At 75.4% G+C, this 18,376-nt stretch carries 14 protein-coding genes; 1 reads left to right on the top strand and 13 read right to left on the bottom strand.

All coding sequences use genetic code 11. The features are described 5' to 3' along the window. Nucleotides 1-18: 18 nt before the first annotated feature. From IE180_RS26480 to mmuM, 9 genes are all read right to left on the bottom strand, one after another. Nucleotides 19-2,457 (bottom strand): vWA domain-containing protein, encoded by a 2,439-nt coding sequence (locus IE180_RS26480; RefSeq protein ID WP_190159475.1) that lies wholly within the window; start codon nt 2,455-2,457, stop codon nt 19-21. Next, nucleotides 2,454-3,044, bottom strand: coding sequence for a Pycsar system effector family protein (locus IE180_RS26475; RefSeq protein WP_229860901.1), 591 nt, complete (start codon nt 3,042-3,044; stop codon nt 2,454-2,456). Before IE180_RS26475 ends, IE180_RS26480 begins: the two co-directional genes overlap by 4 nt. Continuing rightward, nucleotides 3,041-4,759, bottom strand: coding sequence for a hypothetical protein (locus tag IE180_RS26470; RefSeq protein ID WP_190159474.1), 1,719 nt, complete (start codon nt 4,757-4,759; stop codon nt 3,041-3,043). Before IE180_RS26470 ends, IE180_RS26475 begins: the two co-directional genes overlap by 4 nt. Beyond that, nucleotides 4,756-7,197 carry a hypothetical protein gene (locus tag IE180_RS26465; RefSeq protein ID WP_268255490.1) on the bottom strand — a complete coding sequence of 814 codons (2,442 nt, stop codon included), beginning with the start codon at nt 7,195-7,197 and terminating at the stop codon, nt 4,756-4,758. Before IE180_RS26465 ends, IE180_RS26470 begins: the two co-directional genes overlap by 4 nt. Next, nucleotides 7,194-7,994, bottom strand: a complete 801-nt coding sequence (locus tag IE180_RS26460) for a nucleotidyl cyclase domain-containing protein (protein ID WP_229860899.1) — start codon at nt 7,992-7,994, stop codon at nt 7,194-7,196. The genes IE180_RS26465 and IE180_RS26460 overlap by 4 nt, the downstream gene beginning before the upstream one ends. Nucleotides 7,995-8,080: 86 nt before the next feature. Beyond that, entirely contained in the window at nt 8,081-8,806 is a 726-nt protein-coding gene (locus tag IE180_RS26455; protein ID WP_190159473.1) for a Crp/Fnr family transcriptional regulator, read from the bottom strand. A 391-nt stretch (nt 8,807-9,197) separates the two neighbouring features. Next, entirely contained in the window at nt 9,198-11,726 is a 2,529-nt protein-coding gene (locus IE180_RS26450; RefSeq protein ID WP_190159472.1) for a polynucleotide kinase-phosphatase, read from the bottom strand. Continuing rightward, nucleotides 11,723-13,261, bottom strand: a complete 1,539-nt coding sequence (locus tag IE180_RS26445; RefSeq protein ID WP_190159471.1) for a 3' terminal RNA ribose 2'-O-methyltransferase Hen1 — start codon at nt 13,259-13,261, stop codon at nt 11,723-11,725. The genes IE180_RS26450 and IE180_RS26445 overlap by 4 nt, the downstream gene beginning before the upstream one ends. Nucleotides 13,262-13,408: 147 nt before the next feature. Continuing rightward, the gene (gene mmuM, locus IE180_RS26440) at nt 13,409-14,338 is read right to left on the bottom strand and encodes a homocysteine S-methyltransferase (protein ID WP_190159470.1); all 930 of its coding nucleotides are present in this window, start codon (nt 14,336-14,338) and stop codon (nt 13,409-13,411) included. A 375-nt stretch (nt 14,339-14,713) separates the two neighbouring features. Here mmuM and IE180_RS26435 point away from each other — a divergent pair, with 375 nt between their 5' ends. Then, the gene (locus IE180_RS26435) at nt 14,714-14,983 is read left to right on the top strand and encodes a hypothetical protein (protein WP_190159469.1); all 270 of its coding nucleotides are present in this window, start codon (nt 14,714-14,716) and stop codon (nt 14,981-14,983) included. Nucleotides 14,984-15,129: 146 nt separating this feature from the next. On the opposite strand, the gene IE180_RS26430 is transcribed toward IE180_RS26435, so the two are convergent. From IE180_RS26430 to IE180_RS26415, 4 genes are all read right to left on the bottom strand, one after another. After that, nucleotides 15,130-15,618, bottom strand: a complete 489-nt coding sequence (locus IE180_RS26430) for a DUF6099 family protein (RefSeq protein WP_190159468.1) — start codon at nt 15,616-15,618, stop codon at nt 15,130-15,132. Between the two features lie 125 nt (nt 15,619-15,743). After that, nucleotides 15,744-16,139 carry a nucleotide pyrophosphohydrolase gene (locus IE180_RS26425; protein ID WP_190159467.1) on the bottom strand — a complete coding sequence of 132 codons (396 nt, stop codon included), beginning with the start codon at nt 16,137-16,139 and terminating at the stop codon, nt 15,744-15,746. After that, on the bottom strand, nt 16,136-17,374 hold the full coding sequence (locus IE180_RS26420; RefSeq protein ID WP_373302825.1) for an AAA family ATPase: 1,239 nt from the start codon (nt 17,372-17,374) through the stop codon (nt 16,136-16,138). The genes IE180_RS26425 and IE180_RS26420 overlap by 4 nt, the downstream gene beginning before the upstream one ends. A 508-nt stretch (nt 17,375-17,882) precedes the next feature. Next, nucleotides 17,883-18,314, bottom strand: a complete 432-nt coding sequence (locus IE180_RS26415; protein ID WP_190159466.1) for a cell division protein SepF — start codon at nt 18,312-18,314, stop codon at nt 17,883-17,885. Between the last annotated feature and the right edge of the window lie 62 nt (nt 18,315-18,376).

Below are 18,376 nucleotides of genomic sequence, written 5' to 3'. Positions count from 1 at the left end.
TCTCTCCTCGGTGCCCGTTCAGAAGTTCACGTCGTAGGTGTCGGACCCGTCGGTGGCCCCGGTCGTCCCGGGGGCGGTCCCCGGGGCGGCTCCCGCGCCCGTACCGGTGCCGCGTCCGGTGCCCGTGCCGGATCCGGTGGGCCGGGGGGTGCGGGGGCGCCGGGACCACGGGAGGTCGCGGGTCCGCGGGGAGGACGTCCGCGCGCCCCGTACGACGAGTTCGTGTGCGCCGAGGCCGACCGGCTCCCCGACCCTCACCGGCACCTGGCCGCCGCCCCCGGGGCGCAGCAGCAGTTCGCCGGAGGCGGTGCGGCGCAGCACGTGGGCGGTGGAGGCGGCGGCGCCGTGGACGCCGCGGAGCATCGGCGCCTCCCCGTACGGCCCGTCGACGGTGAAGGCGAAGGTCCCCCTCTCGCTCTGCCCCCTGCGGATGGTCAGCGAGTGCAGGGAGCGGCCGTCGTCGCGCAGTTCCAGGGTGGTCCCGGTGAGGTCGCGGCGGCGGCGCCCGGCGGCGATCCGGATGCCGGCGAGGACGGCCAGGACGAGGAGGGCGGCGGCGCCGCCGGTGACGGCCTTCCACCAGCGGTCCCACCAGGTGGGCGGCGCGACCACGAGGACGTCCAGGAAGGCGGTGTCGAGGACGGTGCCGCCGTCGCCGGTGTCCACGACCGCGATCCGGCCGCCCAGTTCGCCGAGGACCGTGCCGGCGGCGAGGGTCACCGTGAAGGGGACGCGGGTGCTCTTGCCCGCGGTCGCGGTCACCGAGGTCGGGGCGACGGTGAGCTCGGCGCCGGGCGTCTGGTCCTGGAGGACGAGCCGCAGGGTGTGCGGGGCGGAGGCGTTGTTGGTGACGTCGAGGGTGCCCCGGACGGTGCCGCCCGGGTGCGCGGTGACGCGGTCGACGACGAGTCCCGCGGTCAGCTCCGGCACGTCCGGGCCGCGCTGGGCGTGCACCGGGCGCCGGTCGGAGGTGATGCCGGGTGCCGCCATGCGCGTGACGAGCTCCAGGTCGCCGGTGGCCCCGGCGGGCAGGGTGAACGTGCCGGTGAACCGGACGTCCCCGGCCTTCGCGTCGGGGGCCCGGCCGTCGTCGGCGATCCGGAAGGAGAAGGGCTTGAAGCCCTCGCCGGCGACCTCGGCCGAGGCCGTGAGACCGGCCAGCTGCCGCGGGTCGGTGATGACGACCCCGCGCCGGGTCTGCATCCGCACCTGCACGGTGACCTTCTCCCCCGCGCGGGGGGACGCCGGGTCGAGGGTGACATCGGAGCGCAGGCGGCCCTGCCAGATGGCCCGGACGGCGACCTCCCGGCCGCCGTGGCCCTCCGGCGCCTCGATGTGCACGCGCCAGCGGCCGGGCAGCGGGTCCTTCACGCGGAGCGCCTCGACCGGCCCGTCCTGGCCGCTCACCTCGAAGGTCGAGCCGTCGAACTCGCCCCGTACGGGCACCTTGCGGCCCGCGGGGTCGTAGTAGGTGACCCGGACCTTCGGGTCGTGCTTGGCGACCGTGAGGGAGCCGTCGGTGGCGATCGGCGGGATGGTCACGGTCAGGTCGGCGGGCGGCTTCCCGACGGTGCCCTGGGCGATCCGGGCGCAGCGGGCGGCGGCGAAGGTCTCCTGGAGCGCCTTGTCGATCTCGGCGGAGGTGTCGACGACGCGCATGTGGGGGACGGAGCCGGGGACGTCGGAGCAGGCGCCCCGGTAGCCGCCCCCGGCCATCGCGGTCAGCGCGGAGCGGTCGATCTCGCTGCCGAAGCCGAGCGGCCAGATCTGGACGCCGGCCGCCCGGGCGCGGGCGAGTTCCTCGGTGAGCCGCCGTGCCCCGTTGGCCTGCCGGGTGTCCGGGTCGGTGCCGTACTCGGGGCTGTCGGCGACGTCCAGCCTGCCGTCGGTGAGCAGGAAGACGACCTTCGGCACGGCGGGGGTCTTCGCGGTGCCGGGCCGGGCCTCCGTGAGGCGGGTGACGGCCTGCCGGATGGCGGCCGGGAAGTCGGTGCCGGGGCCCATGCGGGCGGCGTCGTGGTGGCCCAGCTGCTGGACGCACGCGCTGAGCCGTTCGCGGCCCGCCGCGTCGGCGACGGTGAGCGGGCAGACCTCGTTCACGGGTGTCTGGCCGGGCTCCTCGGAGCTGCCGAAGCCGATGACGGCGGCCCGGGAGCGGTCCGATATCTCGCCCTGGCTGAGCAGCGCGGCCGCCTCCGTCTCGCGTGCCAGGTCCTTCTCGGCCAGGCTCGCCGACTGGTCGACGACGACGGCGAAGTCGAGCGGGTCGGGGCCCTCGGCGGGTTCGGCGGCGGTACGGGCGGGGCCGAGCGCCCCGGCGGTGGCGGCGGTACGGGACGCGCCGAGGGCTCCGGCGGCCGTGGCGGGGGGCGCCGTGAGCGGGCCGGGGAGCGCGAGGAGCGCCCCGGCGAGGAGCAGGGCGCTTCCCTTGCTGGTCCAGTGCATCTTCTCTCTCACCACAGTTCGCTGAAGAGGGCCAGGAGGGCGCCGAGCGCGAGCGCGGACACGCCCAGGCGCAGCCACCGGTACTTCGCCGCGAGCACGAGTCCGTGCACGCCGGCCTGTTCGAGGAGCCAGTCGGTGGCGTCCGCGCCGGACGCGCCGAGCTGTTCCCGCAACTCGGTCGCGGACGGACCGGCCGTCAGCTCGCGCAGGAACGTGCGGTCCGCGCCGATCCGGGTGCGCGGCAGGACCACGGAGACGAGCATCAGGACCCCCGCCGTCCACAGCGCGCCCGCCGCGAGGAGCAGCGCGAGCCCGGTGCCGGCCGTGGGGAGCGGGGCGCGGTCCCCGGAGAACACGACCGCCAGGAAGGCGAGGGCGCCGGAGAGCAGGATGGCGGCCTTGGTGTCGGCCCGCCCGATGTCCTCGCGCACGGTGCCGAGGAGCCGCTCGGCCATGAACCGCATCTCCCCGGGCGGTACGGGGGCGGGTGCCGGGGCCCGGCCGGAGGCGGGGGCGGGGGCATGGCCGGCACCCGGGGCGGAGGCGCGGTCGGCGGCCGGGGCGGAGGCGCGGTCCGGGGACCGGTCCGGGGCGCTCATTCGTCGTCCCAGTCGTCGAAGTCGGAGCTGGGCCGGGCGGGACCCGCGCCCCGGCGCGGCGGGTCGCGGCGCTCGCGGTCGTACGGGTCGTCGCGGTCGTACCGGTCGTACCGGTCGTAGGAGTCCGGCTCGTACCGGTCGCGGCCGTCGTCGAACCCGTCGTCGTGACGGCCCCGCGTCCGCCCCCGCCCCCCTTCCCTCTCGCGCTCCCTCTCCCGTTCCCGCTCGGAGCCCGACTCGACGCGGGTCGGCTCGTAGACCCGGGCGTCGCGCGGGGCCTCCCCGTGCTCCTCGCCCCTGCGGCCGCCCGGGGCGTCCCGGTGGTCCTCGTCGCCGCGGCCGCCCGGGGCGTCCCGGTGGTCCTCGTCCCAGTCCGGGTCGCTCGGCTCGGGGGAGGCCTCCTCCAGGGCGCGCCGGCGCCGCGAGGTGTCGCCCGAGGGGTTGAGGACCCGGTCGGTGATGCCGCCGAGGACGCTGCCGGTCTGGGACCGCAGGTACATGAGCACCTGGTACATCTGCTCGCCGATGTCGTGCCGTTCCAGGACGCCGGTGTCCAGGAGCCGGTTGAAGACCCTCAGGTAGTCCTCCTGGCCCTCGCGCCGCTCCCGCTGGAGCTGGGTCCGTATCTCCCACTGCTTGTCGGGGTGCATCGCCATGTGGTGGGCGATCTGGGCGAGGTCCCCGCGCCGGAAGAGGGCCTCCATCTCGCGGGCGCGCTCGGCGACCAGGACGCGGTCCGCCGCCTCCCTGCGCCGCTCGGCCTCGGCGACGCGCGCGTCGGCCTCGATGATCACGTCGGTCCGGTCGCGCCGGGAGACCTCGGCCTTGACGGAGTCGTCGAGGTCGATGAAGACGAGGACCCGGGTCCGCAGCCCGATGTCCCGGCCGAAGCTGAGGCGCCCGGTGGCGAGTTCCTCGCGCACGGCCTCGTCGGCGCGCTGCGCCTCGGTGATCCGGAAGCGCCGGGAGAGCCTGCGCAGGCCGTCGAGCAGTTCGTCGTGGAGCAGCTCGGCGACGTCCTCGACCTGCTCCTGGACGACGAGGTGCGGGTCGGTCACCACCCACTGGACCTTGGCGACGGCGTCGAAGAAGACGCCGTCCCCGGCGGCCGGCAGCTGGAGCCGGAACTCGGTGACGTTGCGGCCGAGCCGTACCTCGAAGACGGTGTACGGGGAGCCGAACATGGGCTTGTTGACGTCCTCGACGCGGTCCGGCCAGACCACCCGGTGGCCGCCGTTGCGGTAGAGGAGGACGGCGGCGACCCGGCCGCTCCGGCGGCGGTACGGGGGCGCGTACTCGCCGATGAGGGGGCCGCGCGGCCGTCCGGCGGCCGCGGCCCCGCCGGTGGCCGAGCGCTGCCGCCCCGCGCCGCGCGGCTGCTCCTCCTCGTCCCGCGCGGGGTCGGGATCGAGGTCCTCCGGGTCCTCGTCCGCGTCGCGGCCGCCGGGGCGCTGTCCGCCGTTCCGTCCCGCGTACCGCTGCCGCTCGTACCGGTCCTCCTCGTACCTCTGCCGCTCCCGGCGGTCCTGCCCGTCGTACCGCTCCCGCCGGTCCTGTGCCTCGTACCGCTGCCGTTCGCGGCCGTCCCGGCCCTCGTACCCCTGCCGCTCCCGGCCGTCCCGGCCCTGGTGCCGCTGCCGCTCGTCGTGGTCCCGTTCGTCCCGCCGCGCCCGCTCGTCCGGCCGCGCGTTCCTGTTCTGCTCGGGCCCGGTCATCGGTTCGCTCCTTCCGTCACGGCGTCCCACATCCGGCGCGCCGCGCTCCTGTCCAGGGGCCGGTCACGGTCCCGGACCAGTTCGTTCAGCAGTCCCCTGAGCCGGTCCCGGTCACGGCGCTCCACCGCGAGGCGCGGCAGGAAGGCGCAGACGGGCCCGAGCGCCTCGGGGTCCTTCGCGGCGCGCCGGAGCAGACCGCCGAGGGCTTCGAGGGCGGCCTCGCCGGAGCGGGCCGTGGCGAGCGTGTGCCGCAGCAGCCGCGCGAGTTCGGGCGCGAGGGCGGGCCGGGTCGCGAGCAGGGCGACGAGCAGGGGGCGGGCCGCGTGCTCGTCGAGTTCGGGCACCTCGCGCAGCCCCCACAGGTGGGTGGTCCGGGTGCCGAGCGCGTTGATGACGGCGAGGTGGACCAGGTTGGCGAGGTTGGTCCGGCCGTCCTCGAGCCACTGGTGGAGCCGTCGGAGGACGGGCTCGGGTTCTCCGGAGGCGAGCAGTCGGGTCACGCTGAAGGAGGCGGGCACGAGCACGCCGCCGTCGGCGGGCTCGCACGTCCTGACCACCCGGGCGAGGGCGTCGAGCGAGCCGGGCACGTCCCCGGCGGCCAGGACGAAGCCGTGGGCGAGGAGGGCGGTCCCGACGAGGGTGGGATCGTCGGAGACGGCCCAGTCCTTGAGGACGGAGGCGACGGCGGGCCTGATCCGGGGATCGCGGGCGGACTCGGCGAGCGCGGTCGCGGCCGCCAGCCGGGTGACGGGCGCGTCCGTCACGGCGAGGGGCACGACCAGCTCCCGGAAGCCGTGGATCCAGTCCCAGGAGCAGAGCACGCCCGCGGCGACGGAGGCCCGTACCCAGACCTCCGCGCGCGGGTCGTCGCAGAGGGCGCGCAGCCAGCGGGCCACCGGCCCGCGGACGTTGTGGTAGCCGTGCCAGATCTCGCCGAGGACGGCGGCGGCGAGGGCCTCGCCCCGGAAGCGCACGGCCCGCACCGGCACCTTCGCCGGGCCGAGGTCCAGTTCTCCGTCCTCCAGGACGGCGCGCGCCCGCATCGGGCGGTGCTCGGCATGCGCGCCGAACAGGCGGCGTCCGGGGGCCTGTTCGGGGTCGAGCGTGACGGCGAGTTCCCAGGCGAGGAGTTCGGCGGCCTCGGCGGCGAGGCTGTAGGCGGACCCGTCGAACACGGCGACGGCGATCCGGAACGCTCCGGCGTTCAGGGCGGGGAGCGCCTCGGGGAGCACTCCGGGGCGGTCGGCGCCCGCGAACCACTCGCGGGCCTGGGCCGCCACGAACCCGGCGCACTCGGCGAGCAGTTGCCCGTCCGTCATCTCGCCGCGCCAGTGCCGGGCGAGGTGGTCGGCGAACCGGGCGGCCTCGCGGGGCCGCAGCTCCTCCAGGCCGAGGGCCCGGACGACGTCGGGGCGCGCGGCGAGCGCCCGCGCGGCGCCGAGGGCCTCGGCGGGCTCTCCGCGCAACCGTTCCCGCAGGTGCCTGTGGAGGACCTCGTCGGCGGGCGGCGGGGCGCAGTACATCCCGTACCGTCCGCGCAGCAGCCGGTCGGCGGGCTCGCCGCTCTCGACGAGGACGATCCCGTACGCGTCACGGCTGCGCAGGAGCTCCCCGAAGCGGTCGAGGTGCAGTTCGGAGAGGCGGGCGGCGGGGCGCCGCGTGCCGCCGGCGCCGTCGCCCGGGCCGGAGCGGGTCCGTGGGTCGCTCTCGGTCCTGATGTCCTCCGTGAGCAGTTCCATGAGGTGTCCGCCGCCCTCCCGGAGGGCCTCGTCCGTGATCTCGTCGACGCCGTGGCGGGGGTCGAGGCGGAAGACCTTGCCGCCGGCGACCTCGTCGAGGAGGGCGAGCGCGGTGGCCTTGCGGCCGCTGCCGGGTTCTCCGCAGAGGACGAGGACCCGGTTGTCGCGGAGCCGTTCCTTCATCCGCTGGTAGCCGGCGATCTCGCAGTACACCTGGGCGAGCTGGGCGAGCGTCTCGGGCGGGACGGGTCCCCGGACGAAGCGCGAGGAGTCGCCGGAGCCGTACACGGAGAAGAACTGGTTGCCCTCGAAGAAGGCGCCGTCGCCCTGGACGTGGGTGTGGCGGTCGCCCGCGCCGCTCGCCCAGGTGCGCAGCGCGCGGCGCGCCGTGGCGGCGCCTCCGGTGTCGCCGCCGGCGAGCGGGCCCCGGTCGGCGGCGGCGAAGACGTTCGGCTCGCGCGGCTGCTCGCCGGCGCCGTCGCCCCGCTCACCGTCCCGGTCGCTCCGGTCGCCCCGGTCGCTCCGGTCGCTCCGGTCACTCCGGTCGCCGCGACCGCCGCGGCCCCCTCGCTCTCCCCGATCGCCCCGCTCGTGCGCGTCCGCCCGGTCGCCCCGGCCACCGACGTCGCCCCGGTCGCCCCGGTCGTGGCCGGGGTCCGGGGCGCCGGCCCCCGTCCCCGCCTCGTCCTGGTCGCTCACTCCGGCTCACCCACCCCCGCCGCCGTGCCCTTGCGGATGCCCGTGAAGTCGCCGTGGAAGGTGTTGCCGTGGACGTCGACCACGTCTCCCCCGATGTGGTACGTACGGTTCCCGCCCCCGGTCCGGGGCGTTGGGCCGTCCCCCCGCGACGGCCCAACGCCGGTTCGTGGTTCCCGCTCCCGCTCGGTCCCGGTCAGCGGCGGGGCGGTCCTGCGCGGTACGTGGAACCAGGCGGTCTCGTCGGTCTCCTTGGACCGGACGCGGGCCGGCCGGTAGTGGGTCGGCTCGACGTACCGCCCGCCCTCGGCCACCACGTTCCCGTACAGCCAGTCGGAGACGACGACCAGGAGGTCGACCTCCTGGCTCTCCGCCATGATCCGCTTCGCGGGGGCGCTGTCGCAGAGCCGGGCGGCGAGGTCCACCGCCCGCCCGACGAGCCCGTGCGCGTCCTGGGCGACGAGCCCCGCGTTCATGCCGATCCGCAGCCGCAGGCGCGGGCTGCGGCCCGTGTTGTGGGCGCGCAGGCTCTCGTAGAGGGTGTCGATCCAGCGTCCGACCATGAGCCTCGGGGGCACGTCGGGACGCAGGGCGGTGAGGATGCCGTCCCCCCGGTCCTCCTGGTGGAAGGTGCCCGGTTCGACGCCGACGGAGCCGTACGCCTCGTCGAAGGCGGCGTACATCGCGGCCCGGTGCAGCTCCTTCTCGGCCATGCCCAGGGTTCCGGAGCCGCAGATGTCGCCGAAGACGACGAACCGGTGGATCCCGCCCGCTACCCCGTTCACTTCCGCACTGCTCACTCTCGGACTCCCTGTGTGTGGTGCCGTGGTGGTGCGCGTGTCGCATGTCCAGACTGACCGCCCGCGACGGCCGGCGATGTAGCCGTTTACACACCCGGCGGAGATGCGGCCGCCGGGTTTCCGCCGGGGCGTGCGCGCCCCTGCGCGAGCAGCACCAGGACCGGCATGTCGAGGACGACGACGGTCCGGTTCGCGGTGCGGACGACGTCCTGCTCCCGGAGCAGGCGCAGTGCTTTGGCCACCGCCTCCCGGGTGGCTCCGATGGCCGCCGCCAGGTCGTGCTGGGGCAGCGGAAGCTCCAGTACGGTGCCGCCGTCGGCCCGGCGCCCGGCGCGCTCGGCCAGTTCGACGAGCCGGGCGGCGAGGCGCTGGAGGACGGTCTCGGAGGCGAGTGCGCGCCGCTCGACGTCGGCGCTGCGCAGCCGGGTGGCGAGCTGGCGCATGATCAGCGCGGTCGCGTGCGGCCGGGCGGCGAGGAAGTGCCGGAACCGGTCGCCGGAGACGGCCACCGCCTCGACCGTGCCGAGGGCGGTGACGCTGGCACTGCGCGGGCCCCGGTCGACGGCGGCGAGGTCTCCGACGACCTCTCCGGCGCCGCGCAGGGCGAGGATGAGCCGTGATCCGCGCTCGGTGCCGACGGAGACGACGGACCAGCCGGAGAGGAGCGCGAGGACGTAGGCGCTGGTGTCGCGTTCGCGGATCATCACCTCCCCCGGCTCGTAGACGCGCCGGACGCCCTCGGCGAGCAGCGACCGCCGGTCGGCCGCGGGGAGGGCGTGGAGGAAGGAGCGGTCCTGGCCGAAGAGACTCATCGCCGCTCACCCCCGTACCGTCCGCGGGTCCTCCGGGGAAGACCGTCCGCCGGTGGCCGACCGGCGCTTTCGCGTGTGTGTTCCCACCTCATGTGGCGTGCCCCGCAACACTATTGACGTTGCGTCACGTCATGGGGTGAAGAACGCTAGAGGGTGCGGAAGAAACGCGTCAACGAGCACGGGGGGCGCAGGGGAGCGCCGCCGCCGACTCCCCTGCGCCCCCGTGGGAGGGCCCGGGTGTGTTCGCGAAGCCTTCGCGAACACACCCGGACATCCGCGCTTCGCGAAAGCCCGGAATTCACGTTTCGCGAAAACCCGGCGCCCGCCCTTCGCGAAAACCCGGTGCCCGCCCTTCCTGGAAGCCCGGCGCCCGCCCTTCTCGGAAGCCCGGTCAGAGCCTCGGGTCGACCGGTTCCGATTCCAGGGCCAGGACCGCGAAGACGGCCTCGTGGATCCGCCAGAGCGGTTCGCCCCCGGCGAGGCGGTCGAGGGCCTCCAGGCCGAGCGCGTACTCACGCAGCGCGAGCGACCGCTTGTGGCCGAGGAAGCGCTGCCGCAGCCTCTCCAGGTTCTCCGGTCGGGTGTACTCCGGGCCGTAGATGATCCGCAGGTACTCCCGGCCGCGCACCTTCACGCCCGGCTGCCCCAGCCGCCCCTTCGCGTCCCGGACGAGCGCCGCCAGCGGCTTGACGACCATGCCCTCGCCGCCCGCCCCGGTCAGCTCCAGCCACCAGTCGACGCCCGCGCGGACCGAGGACTCGTCGCCGGTGTCGACGACGAGTCGGCGGGTCACCTGGAGCAGCCCGGTCGGATCGTGCTCGACGAGCCGGTCGAGCCGGGCCAGCTGCTCGTCGTGCGGCACCGCCGCGAGCGAGCGCCCGCGCGTCGCGAGCAGCTGGAAGGGCGCGAACCGCACGCCCTCCAGGCCCTCGGTCGGCCAGCAGTACCTGCGGTACGCCTCGGTGAAGGCCGCCGCGTCCACGGCCCGTTCCCGCTGCCGGGCGAGCAGCCCGTCGAGCCCCTCGACCCCGCGCCCCACCGCCCGCTCCAGGGCGTCGATCGCCCCGGGGAGGACGGCGCCGGAAGCGGCGCCGACCGCCGCGTACTGCGCGCGCAGCAGCCCGGCCGACTTGAGCGACCACGGCATCAGCTCGCCGTCGAGCAGCAGGAAGTCCGTGTCGAGTTCGTCCCAGAGTCCGGCGGCGCCGATCGCCGTCCGCAGCCGGCCGAGGACCTCCTCCGTGACGTCCCGGTCGTCGAAGAAGGGCCGTCCGGTACGGGTGTGCAGGGCGCCGGTCACCCCGGCGACGCCGAAGCGCTCGTGGGCCGCCTCCTCGTCCCGGCAGACGAGGGCCACGGCCCGGGAGCCCATGTGCTTCTCCTCGCACACGACCCGCTCGACGCCGTCGGCCCGGTACTGGGCGAAGGCCTCGGCCGGGTGCTCCAGGTAGCCCTCCTCCTTCGAGGTGGTGGTGGGCGCCATCGTCGGCGGCAGGTAGGCGAGCAGCCGCGGGTCGACCGCGAACCGGCTCATGACCTCCAGGGCCGCCGCGGCGTTCTCCTCGCGCACGGCGACGTTCCCGAGGTGGCGGGTCTCCACGATCCGCCGCCCGTGCACGTCGGCCAGGTCCAGGGGGCGTCCCTGGTGTCCGCCGGGCGCCTCGGTGACGAGCGGACGGGCCGGCTCGTACCAGACCTTCTCGGCCGGTACGTCGACGAGCTCGCGCTCGGGCCAGCGCAGCGCGGTCATCCTCCCGCCGAAGACGGCCCCGGTGTCGAGGCAGAGGGTGTTGTTGACCCAGGAGGTGCGGGGCACGGGCGTGTGGCCGTACACGACGGCGGCCCGGCCCCGGTACTCCTCCGCCCAGGGGTAGCGCACCGGCAGCCCGAACTCGTCGGTCTCGCCCGTGGTGTCCCCGTACAGCGCGTGCGAGCGCACCCGCCCGGAGGTCCGGCCGTGGTACTTCTCCGGCAGACCGGCGTGGCAGACGACGAGGTTCCCGCCGTCGAGCACGTAGTGGCTGACGAGGCCGTCGATGAACGCCGCCACCTCCGCGCGGAACTCCTCGCTCTCGCGCCCCAACTGCTCGATCGTCTCGGCCAGTCCGTGCGTCTCCTGCACCTTCCGTCCCTTGAGCCACCGGCCGAGCTTGTTCTCGTGGTTGCCGGGGACGCACAGCGCGTCGCCCGCGGCGACCATCCCCATGACCCGGCGCAGGACGCCCGGCGAGTCGGGACCCCGGTCGACGAGGTCGCCGACGAAGACGGCCGTCCGCCCCTCGGGGTGGCGCCCGTCGACGTATCCGAGCTTCGCGAGCAGGGTCTCCAGCTCGGAGCGGCAGCCGTGGACGTCACCGACGATGTCGAACGGCCCGGTGAGGTGCCGCAGGTCGTTGAAGCGGCGCTCCAGGACGACCTCGGCCTCCTCGGCCTCCTCCACGGAACGCAGGACGTGCACCTTGCGGAAGCCCTCGCGCTCCAGGCCGCGCAGCGAACGGCGCAGCTCCCGCCGGTGGCGCTGGATGACGTGCGCCGGCATGTCCGCCCGGTCGGGCCGGGCGGCGTTCCGGCTGCGGCACACCTCCTCGGGGAGGTCGAGGACGATCGCGATCGGCAGCACGTCGTGCTCCCTGGCCAGCCGGACGAGCCGGCGACGGGCCTCCTGCTGCACGTTGGTGGCGTCGACGACGGTCAGCCGCCCCGCCGCCAGGCGCTTGCCCGCGATGTGGTGGAGGACGTCGAAGGCGTCCTTGCTCGCGGACTGGTCGTTCTCGTCGTCGGCGACGAGCCCGCGGCAGAAGTCGGAGGAGATGATCTCGGTCGGCTTGAAGTGGCGCCGGGCGAAGGTGGACTTGCCGGAACCGGTGGCGCCGACGAGCACCACGAGGGACAGATCAGTGACGGGCAGGGCGCGGGTCATGCCGTGACCCCCTTCGAGGTCTCGTCGGTACGGGTTTCGGTACGGCTTCCGTCACCGTTCTCGGTACGGCTTCCGTCACCGCTCTCGGTACGGGCTTCCGTACGGCTGAAGACGGCCATCTGGGTCGGCGGCCCGACCTCCGGGTCGTCCGGTCCCACGGGGGCGAACTCCACCCCGTAGCCGTACCGCCCCGCGACACCGGCCGCCCAGGCGCGGAACTCCGCGCGGGTCCACTCGAAGCGGTGGTCGCCGTGCCGGACGTGCCCGGCCGGGAGGGACTCCCAGCGCACGTTGTGCTCGACGTTCGGCGTGGTCACGACGACCGTACGGGGCCGGGCCGAGCCGAACACCGCGTACTCCAGGGCCGGCAGCCTCGGCAGGTCCAGGTGCTCGATCACCTCGCTGAGCACGGCCGCGTCATAGCCCGCGAGCCGCTTGTCGGTGTACGCGAGGGAGCCCTGCGTCAGCTTCACCCGGGCGGCCTGCCGCTCCCCCAGCCGGTCGAGCCGGAGCCGGCGCGCGGCGACGCCCAGGGCACGCGCGGACACGTCCACACCGACGATCTCGGTGAAGCGCGGGTCCTTGAGCAGGGCCTGCACCAACTGCCCCTGCCCACAGCCGAGGTCGAGCACGCGCGTCGCGCCGGCGCCCCTCAGCACGGCGACGATCGCCTCCCGCCGCCGCTCGGCGAGCGGCACCGGACGCTCCTCCGTGTCGGTGGTCTCGTCGACGGCGTTGTCGACGTCCTCGACGTCCAGGCCCTCGGCCTCGGCGAGCCGCACCAGTTCGAGCCGCTCCGTCGCCTCCCGGGCCAGACCCCAGCGACGCGAGAGGTAACGGGCGGTGATCAGCTTCCGCTCGGGGTGACCGGCCAGCCAGCCGTCACCGGCGCGCAGCAGCTTGTCGACCTCGTCGGGCGCGACCCAGTAGTGCTTGGCGTCGTCGAGGACCGGCAGCAGGACGTACAGCTGGTTGAGGGCGTCCGCGAGCCGCAGTTCGCCCTCCAGGACCAGCCGCACGTACCGCGAGTCGCCCCACTCGGGGAACTCCGCGTCCAGCGCCACCGGCTCGGCGTCCACCGTGTCCCAGCCCAGCGGACCGAACAGCGCCCGCACCAGCTCCGCGCCGCCCCGGGCGGGGAGCACGGGGACCTCGACGCGCAGCGGCAACGGCGCGGCGGCCCGCTCGGGCATCGCCCTGCACTCGCCGTGCAGCGCCGTCTTGAAGACCTTGGCGAGCGCGACGGCCAGAAGCGAGGACGCCGCGTAGGGCCGGTCGTTGACGTACTGCGCGAGCGCGGAGTCCGGAGCGCCGCCCCGGCCCTTGCCCTTGCCGCGGCGCACGAGCGCCACGGGGTCCACCTCCAGGAGGAGTGCCGCCGTGCACCGCTCGGCACTCGCCTCGGGGTAGAGGACGTGCGCCGTGCCGTGCGAGGTCGAGAACGCCTGCGCCCGCTCGGGATGCTTGTGCAGCAGAAAACCGAGATCGGTCGCGGGTCGCTCCGGATGGCCGTAGGTGCTGATCGTCAGGAACACACGCTCGAGTATGGGCGCCCCCTCGCACCACCGACCAGGCATTTTCCCACCGCCACCGCCGGGGAGGCCCGCCGGGCGACCGGGTCCGGGCGACCGGGTCCGGGCCGCGACGCGCCGACGTGCGAGGCCCGTCCCCCGGGGCTCGGCTCAGCCGGTGCCGGTCTCGGCGTCGTCCCCCGCCGACAGGGTCTCGGCGAGTGCGGCGATCGTCTTCGGGCCGACGCGGCAGCAGCCCCCGACGAGGCGGGCCCCCGCTCCGGTCCAGGCGGCGGCCCGGGCCGGGTCGAAGGCCGTGTCCCCGCGCCACCCCCGCGCCCGGGCGTCCCATCGCTCCCCGCTGTTGGGGTAGACGACGGCCGGCTTCCCGGTCACGGCCACGGCGAGCTCCACGGCGGCCTCCGTCCCGGCCGGGTCGCAGCAGTTCACCCCGACCGCCACGACCTGGTCGTTCCCCGCGGCGACCGCGAAGGCCTCCGCCAGGTCCTGCCCGGCCCGGGTCCGCCCGCCCGCGACCGTGTACGACAGCCAGACCGGCACCCCGCACCCCTCTGCCGCCCGCAACAGCGCCTCGGCCTCCTCCACGTCCGGCACCGTCTCCAGGGCCAGGACGTCCGGCGCGGCCCCGGCGAGCACGTCGATCCGCGGCCGGTGGAACCCCTCCAGCGCCCCCACGGACAACCCGTACCGTCCCCGGTACTCGCTGCCGTCCGCCAGCATCGCCCCGTACGGCCCGACGGACGCGGCCACCCACACCTCCTCCTCCGCCGTCTCCGCCGCCGTCCGGGCGAGCTCCACGCTCCGGCCGAGCAGCCGTGCCGCCTCCTCCCGGCCGGTGCCCCGCCGGGCGAAGCCCTCGAACGTGGCCTGGTAGCTGGAGGTGATCAGCACCCGCGCGCCGGCCCGCACGTACGCCGTGTGGGCCGTCTCGATCTGCTCGGGCCCGTCGGCGAGGAGCCGCGCGGACCAGAGCGCGTCCGAGAGGTCGCAGCCCTGCGCCTCCAGCTGGTTCGACAGCCCGCCGTCGAGGACGAGTGCTCCCTCCCCGAAGGCTTCTGCGAGCGCACGGACCGGTCTCATCGGACCACCCCGCTCGTCCCGGCCCCGGCGGGGCCCCGGCGGAGATCGGCTCCGGACGGTCCAGATCCGGGACCAGGTCCAGGTCCAGGGCCGGGTCCAGATCCGGGTTCGGTGAAGACGCGAAGAGCCATGCCTCCATCCTGCACCGTCGGGTGCGTGTCAACCTCGCCGTCAGCTTCCCGGCCGCACCGGCTCGGTCGGGTGAATATCGGGTCCCCCGGCGGGCCGCGTCCGCCCTGGCCAGTGACCGGGGCGCGACACCCGTCGTTGGCTCGGCGGAGCCGGACCGCCCGGCCCGCGTGCCGGCGGCCGCTGCCGGTGCGTCTCCCTCACGGTCCCGCCCTCGACGGCGGGGCCCGGGCCGAGGAGGCCGCCATGTCCCAGGAAGCCGCGCCGGAGCGGGCCGTGCCCGAACAGCCGGTGTCGCAGTCCGTGCCCGAGCAGAAGGGTGCCGGCGCCCCCAAGGGCCTGCTCCAGCAGATGGAGGAGCTGATGGCCGCGCTCTCCGCCGACCTCTCCCAGCTGGACGCCGACCTCCAGTCCACGTCCGACCGCCTCGCCCCCGAGTCGCGCCCTCAGCCGCAGGCCGAGGGCCACGACCACGACCACGGCCACGGCCAGGGCCAGAGCCAGAGCCAGGGCTAGAACCAGAGCCGGGGCCAGAACCAGAGCCGGGGGCCGCCGGACCTGCGGAACCAGCCCCGGGCCCAGACCCGGTACGAGCGCCCCGGCACCGGCCGGTACTGATCCGAGCAGCGGCACCACGAGGAACAGCGGTTCCCCGCGCACCCTCACCATGACGGGCCCCGCCCCGGGCCCGCTCGGCCTCGGGCGGGGTCGGGCGGGCGGGCGCGCTCCCCATCGCGCACGGCGAGGCGCCGCAGCATCCCGCGCACCCGGTCGCTCGACTCGTCGGCGGCGTCGATCGCCTCGATGCACTGCCAGTAGAGCCCTTCCTCGTCGGTGGCGCAGGCCACCCCCACGAGCGCGATCCCCACCTCCCCGAGAAGCTCTCCCAGCGCGGTCAACGCCCCCCACGGGTCCGCGACTTCGGTCAGCCTGCCCGCGCGCGGACCGTCGGATCCCCAGGTGGGGTACTCCCCGGCCTCGCTCAGCCCCCGCGCCTCGCCGCGCAGCTCCAGCGGTCCGCAGAGCGCGAGGTGACTCCCTATCGCCTGGGCGAGCGCCTGGGCCTGCCAGGCCTCCGCCACGATGTCCTGTGCCGTGCCGCTCTCCGCCAACGCCTGTCGGCCGAGCGCGACGAGCCGCTCCGCTTCCATCAACGCCGCCCCCGTTCGTACGACTTACTGCCCACTCACTCACTACCCAGAGTGAGGCCGCCTGAGCCTCGACGCCAGAGGAAAACGGAAATCTGGGGACAGGAAGCTGGATGGGGACAAGTCGATCACTCCGAAGAGTGACGATCTTTCTCCGGATCGACGTCCGCGGCTCCTTTCTCACCCCCTCCGACCCGTCTCCGGGCGGGAAATCGGACCTCGTTCCGGTCGATCTTGGCCGCGAGCGCCGCCAGCGGGTCGACCCCGAGCACCTGGCAGAACTGCAGGAGGTAGGCGAGCACGTCCGCCACCTCGTCCGCGACCCGGTGCGCGTCGTCCGGGTCGTCCATCACCCGTTCCGCCTGCTCCGGCGTCAACCACTGGAAGATCTCCAGGAGTTCGGCCGCCTCCACGCTGAGGGCCGCGGCCAGGTTCTTGGGTGTGTGGTAGGGCTGCCAGTCGCGGGCCGCCGCGAACTCGGCCAGCCTGCGCTGCAGCCCCGCCACGTCGTTGTCATCCGTCATCCGCCCAGGTCTACCACCGTCACGCCGGGCGTCCGCCGGGCCTCCCCCGCCGTCCGCTCCCCGACGGCGCCCGCCACCCGGATGTGTCCGTCGGCGGCGATGTCCGTCGCCAGCCGGAGCAGTTCGCCCGCCTGGCGACCGTCGAGCCCCCGGTCCAGGCCGTCGGCGAGCAGCGTCAGGCTCTGCATGGCGTCCGGCACCTCGGCGATCCGGTCCATCTCCAGGACTCCGGGGCCGGTGAGCAGCGTGAGGGCGAGGGCCAGGTAGCGGAGTTCGCCGTCGCCGAGGCGGCCGAGCGGGGTCGCGGGCCGGCCGCCGCGTTCGAGGACGGCGCGGACGGTGCCCTCCGGAAGCTCCTGCACGCCGACCCCGGTGACCGGTCCCGCGCAGCCCGCTCCGGCGACGGCGGCCAGGCGGTGGTGCCGGCGCGGGCAGTCCGTGTGGGTGCGGTGCAGGACCTCGGCGAGGTTGCCGCAGTCACGCCGCAGGCGCCCCTCGCCCGGCGGCACGGGGGCCCGCATCCGCTCGGGCCGGGGGTCGCAGGCGAAGGCGGACCGCAGACCGATGACCACCTGCTCGGCGGCGGCCAGGACCTCCAGCTGCCCCCGGGTCTTGCCCGCGACCCGCAGCGGCAGCAGCGCCGTGCCGAGCAGGTCGTCGGGGAACGGGGCGCGGGTGACGGGGGTGGCGCCGGCCGTGTGCCACTCGGCCTGCACGGTGCTGCGGCCGGGATCGCGGAGCGCGGTGGCGAGCAGGGTGCGGCCCCGGCCGGTGAGCCGTTCGCCGACGATCCGGAGCCGGGGCTCGGCCTGCACGGCGAGGTCCAGGTGGACGGGTCCTTCGGGGCCGTCCACCGTGCAGCCGATCCGGAAGCCGCGCCGGCCCTGGGCGTCGGGCCGGGCGCGCTCGGGGACGCAGCCGGCGGGGTCGGGGAACACCTCGTCGAGCGGGTCGCCCGCGCCGAGCCTGGCCAGGGCCTCGTACGCCCGCAGGGCGGTGGACTTGCCGCTGCCGCTGGGCCCGGTGAAGAGGGTGACCGGTCCGAGCGCGTGCGCGGCGGAGCGGTGGCCGGCGAACGCGGACAGCCGCAGCTCGGTGACGGCGGGCCGGGCGACGAGCGGCCCGCCCCGGCCCGCCGCCGCGACCGGGCCTTCCGCCGGGACCGGGCCCCGCGCCCCGGGGACGGAGACCCGAGGACCCGGGGCGCGCTGTCCCGGAGCGCGGGGACCCGACACGCGGGGTTCCGGGAACCCGGGATCCGAGACGCCGGGTTCCGAGACGTCGGGCCCCGGGGCGCGGGCGGCGGAAGCCGTCGCGGCGGAAGACGAGCCGACCGGTGAGCCGACCACGGGAACGCCTGCCGCGGAGGCACGCACCACGGGAACGCCGACCCGCGGAAGGCCTCCCGGGAGAAGGCCGCCCGACGGAGGGCAGACCGGTGAAAGGCCACCCGCGGGAGGCCCGGCCGCGAGAAGCCCGGCCGGTGGAGGGCCGGTCACGGACGGGCCGTCCGGCGCGGGGCCGACCACGGGCGGGCCGACCGGGGCGAAGCCGGCCGGGGCGGGGCCGTCCGGCACGGGGCCGGCCGGGGCGGGGTCGACCGCGGGCGGACGAACCGGGGAGGGAACGACGTCGGAGGGGCGGGCGTCTGACGTGCTGGCGAGCGTGGAGCCGCCGGTGAGGTCCATGTCCGGACCGTACGCAGATCATTCCCTGACGAACCGTTACGGCGAGACGGCCTTCCTACGATCGGGGGACTCCGGCGGTCCGGCCGCCCACGAGGTCCTCCTCGTCCTCGCCCTCCGCGCCCTCGACCTCCGTACCGGCCGGGGCCAGCAGGAAGACGTTCCGGTCGACGCGGTGCATCCCGCTGCCGAGGCCGAAGACGACACCGCTGCTGAAGTCGAGGATCCGCTTGGCGACCTCGGTGTCGGCGCTCGTCAGATCGAGGAGCACAGGGATCTGGGCGATGAGGTACTCGGCGACCTCGCGGGCGTCGGCGAAGACCTGCACGCGGAGCACGACCATGCGGCGCTGCTCGGCGGATTCGTACTGCTCGGGGATCGTGCGGTGGTCGACCCTGGACGGCCATTCGTCACGGCCGCGCAGGGGCACGACCTGGGCGAGGCCCTCCCACTGCTCGTCGGTGACGTCGTACCTCTCGTACCTACTCATGGGTCCATCCTCCCGCTCCTCACCCGTTCGGCCCAACAACGACACGAGGTGATGCCCCGGGA

The organism is Streptomyces litmocidini (assembly GCF_014649755.1).
GTDB classification, from domain to species: Bacteria; Actinomycetota; Actinomycetes; order Streptomycetales; family Streptomycetaceae; genus Streptomyces; species Streptomyces litmocidini.
The sequence above is the reverse complement of the archived record's forward strand: the minus strand, read 5'-3'. Positions and strand labels throughout refer to the sequence as shown.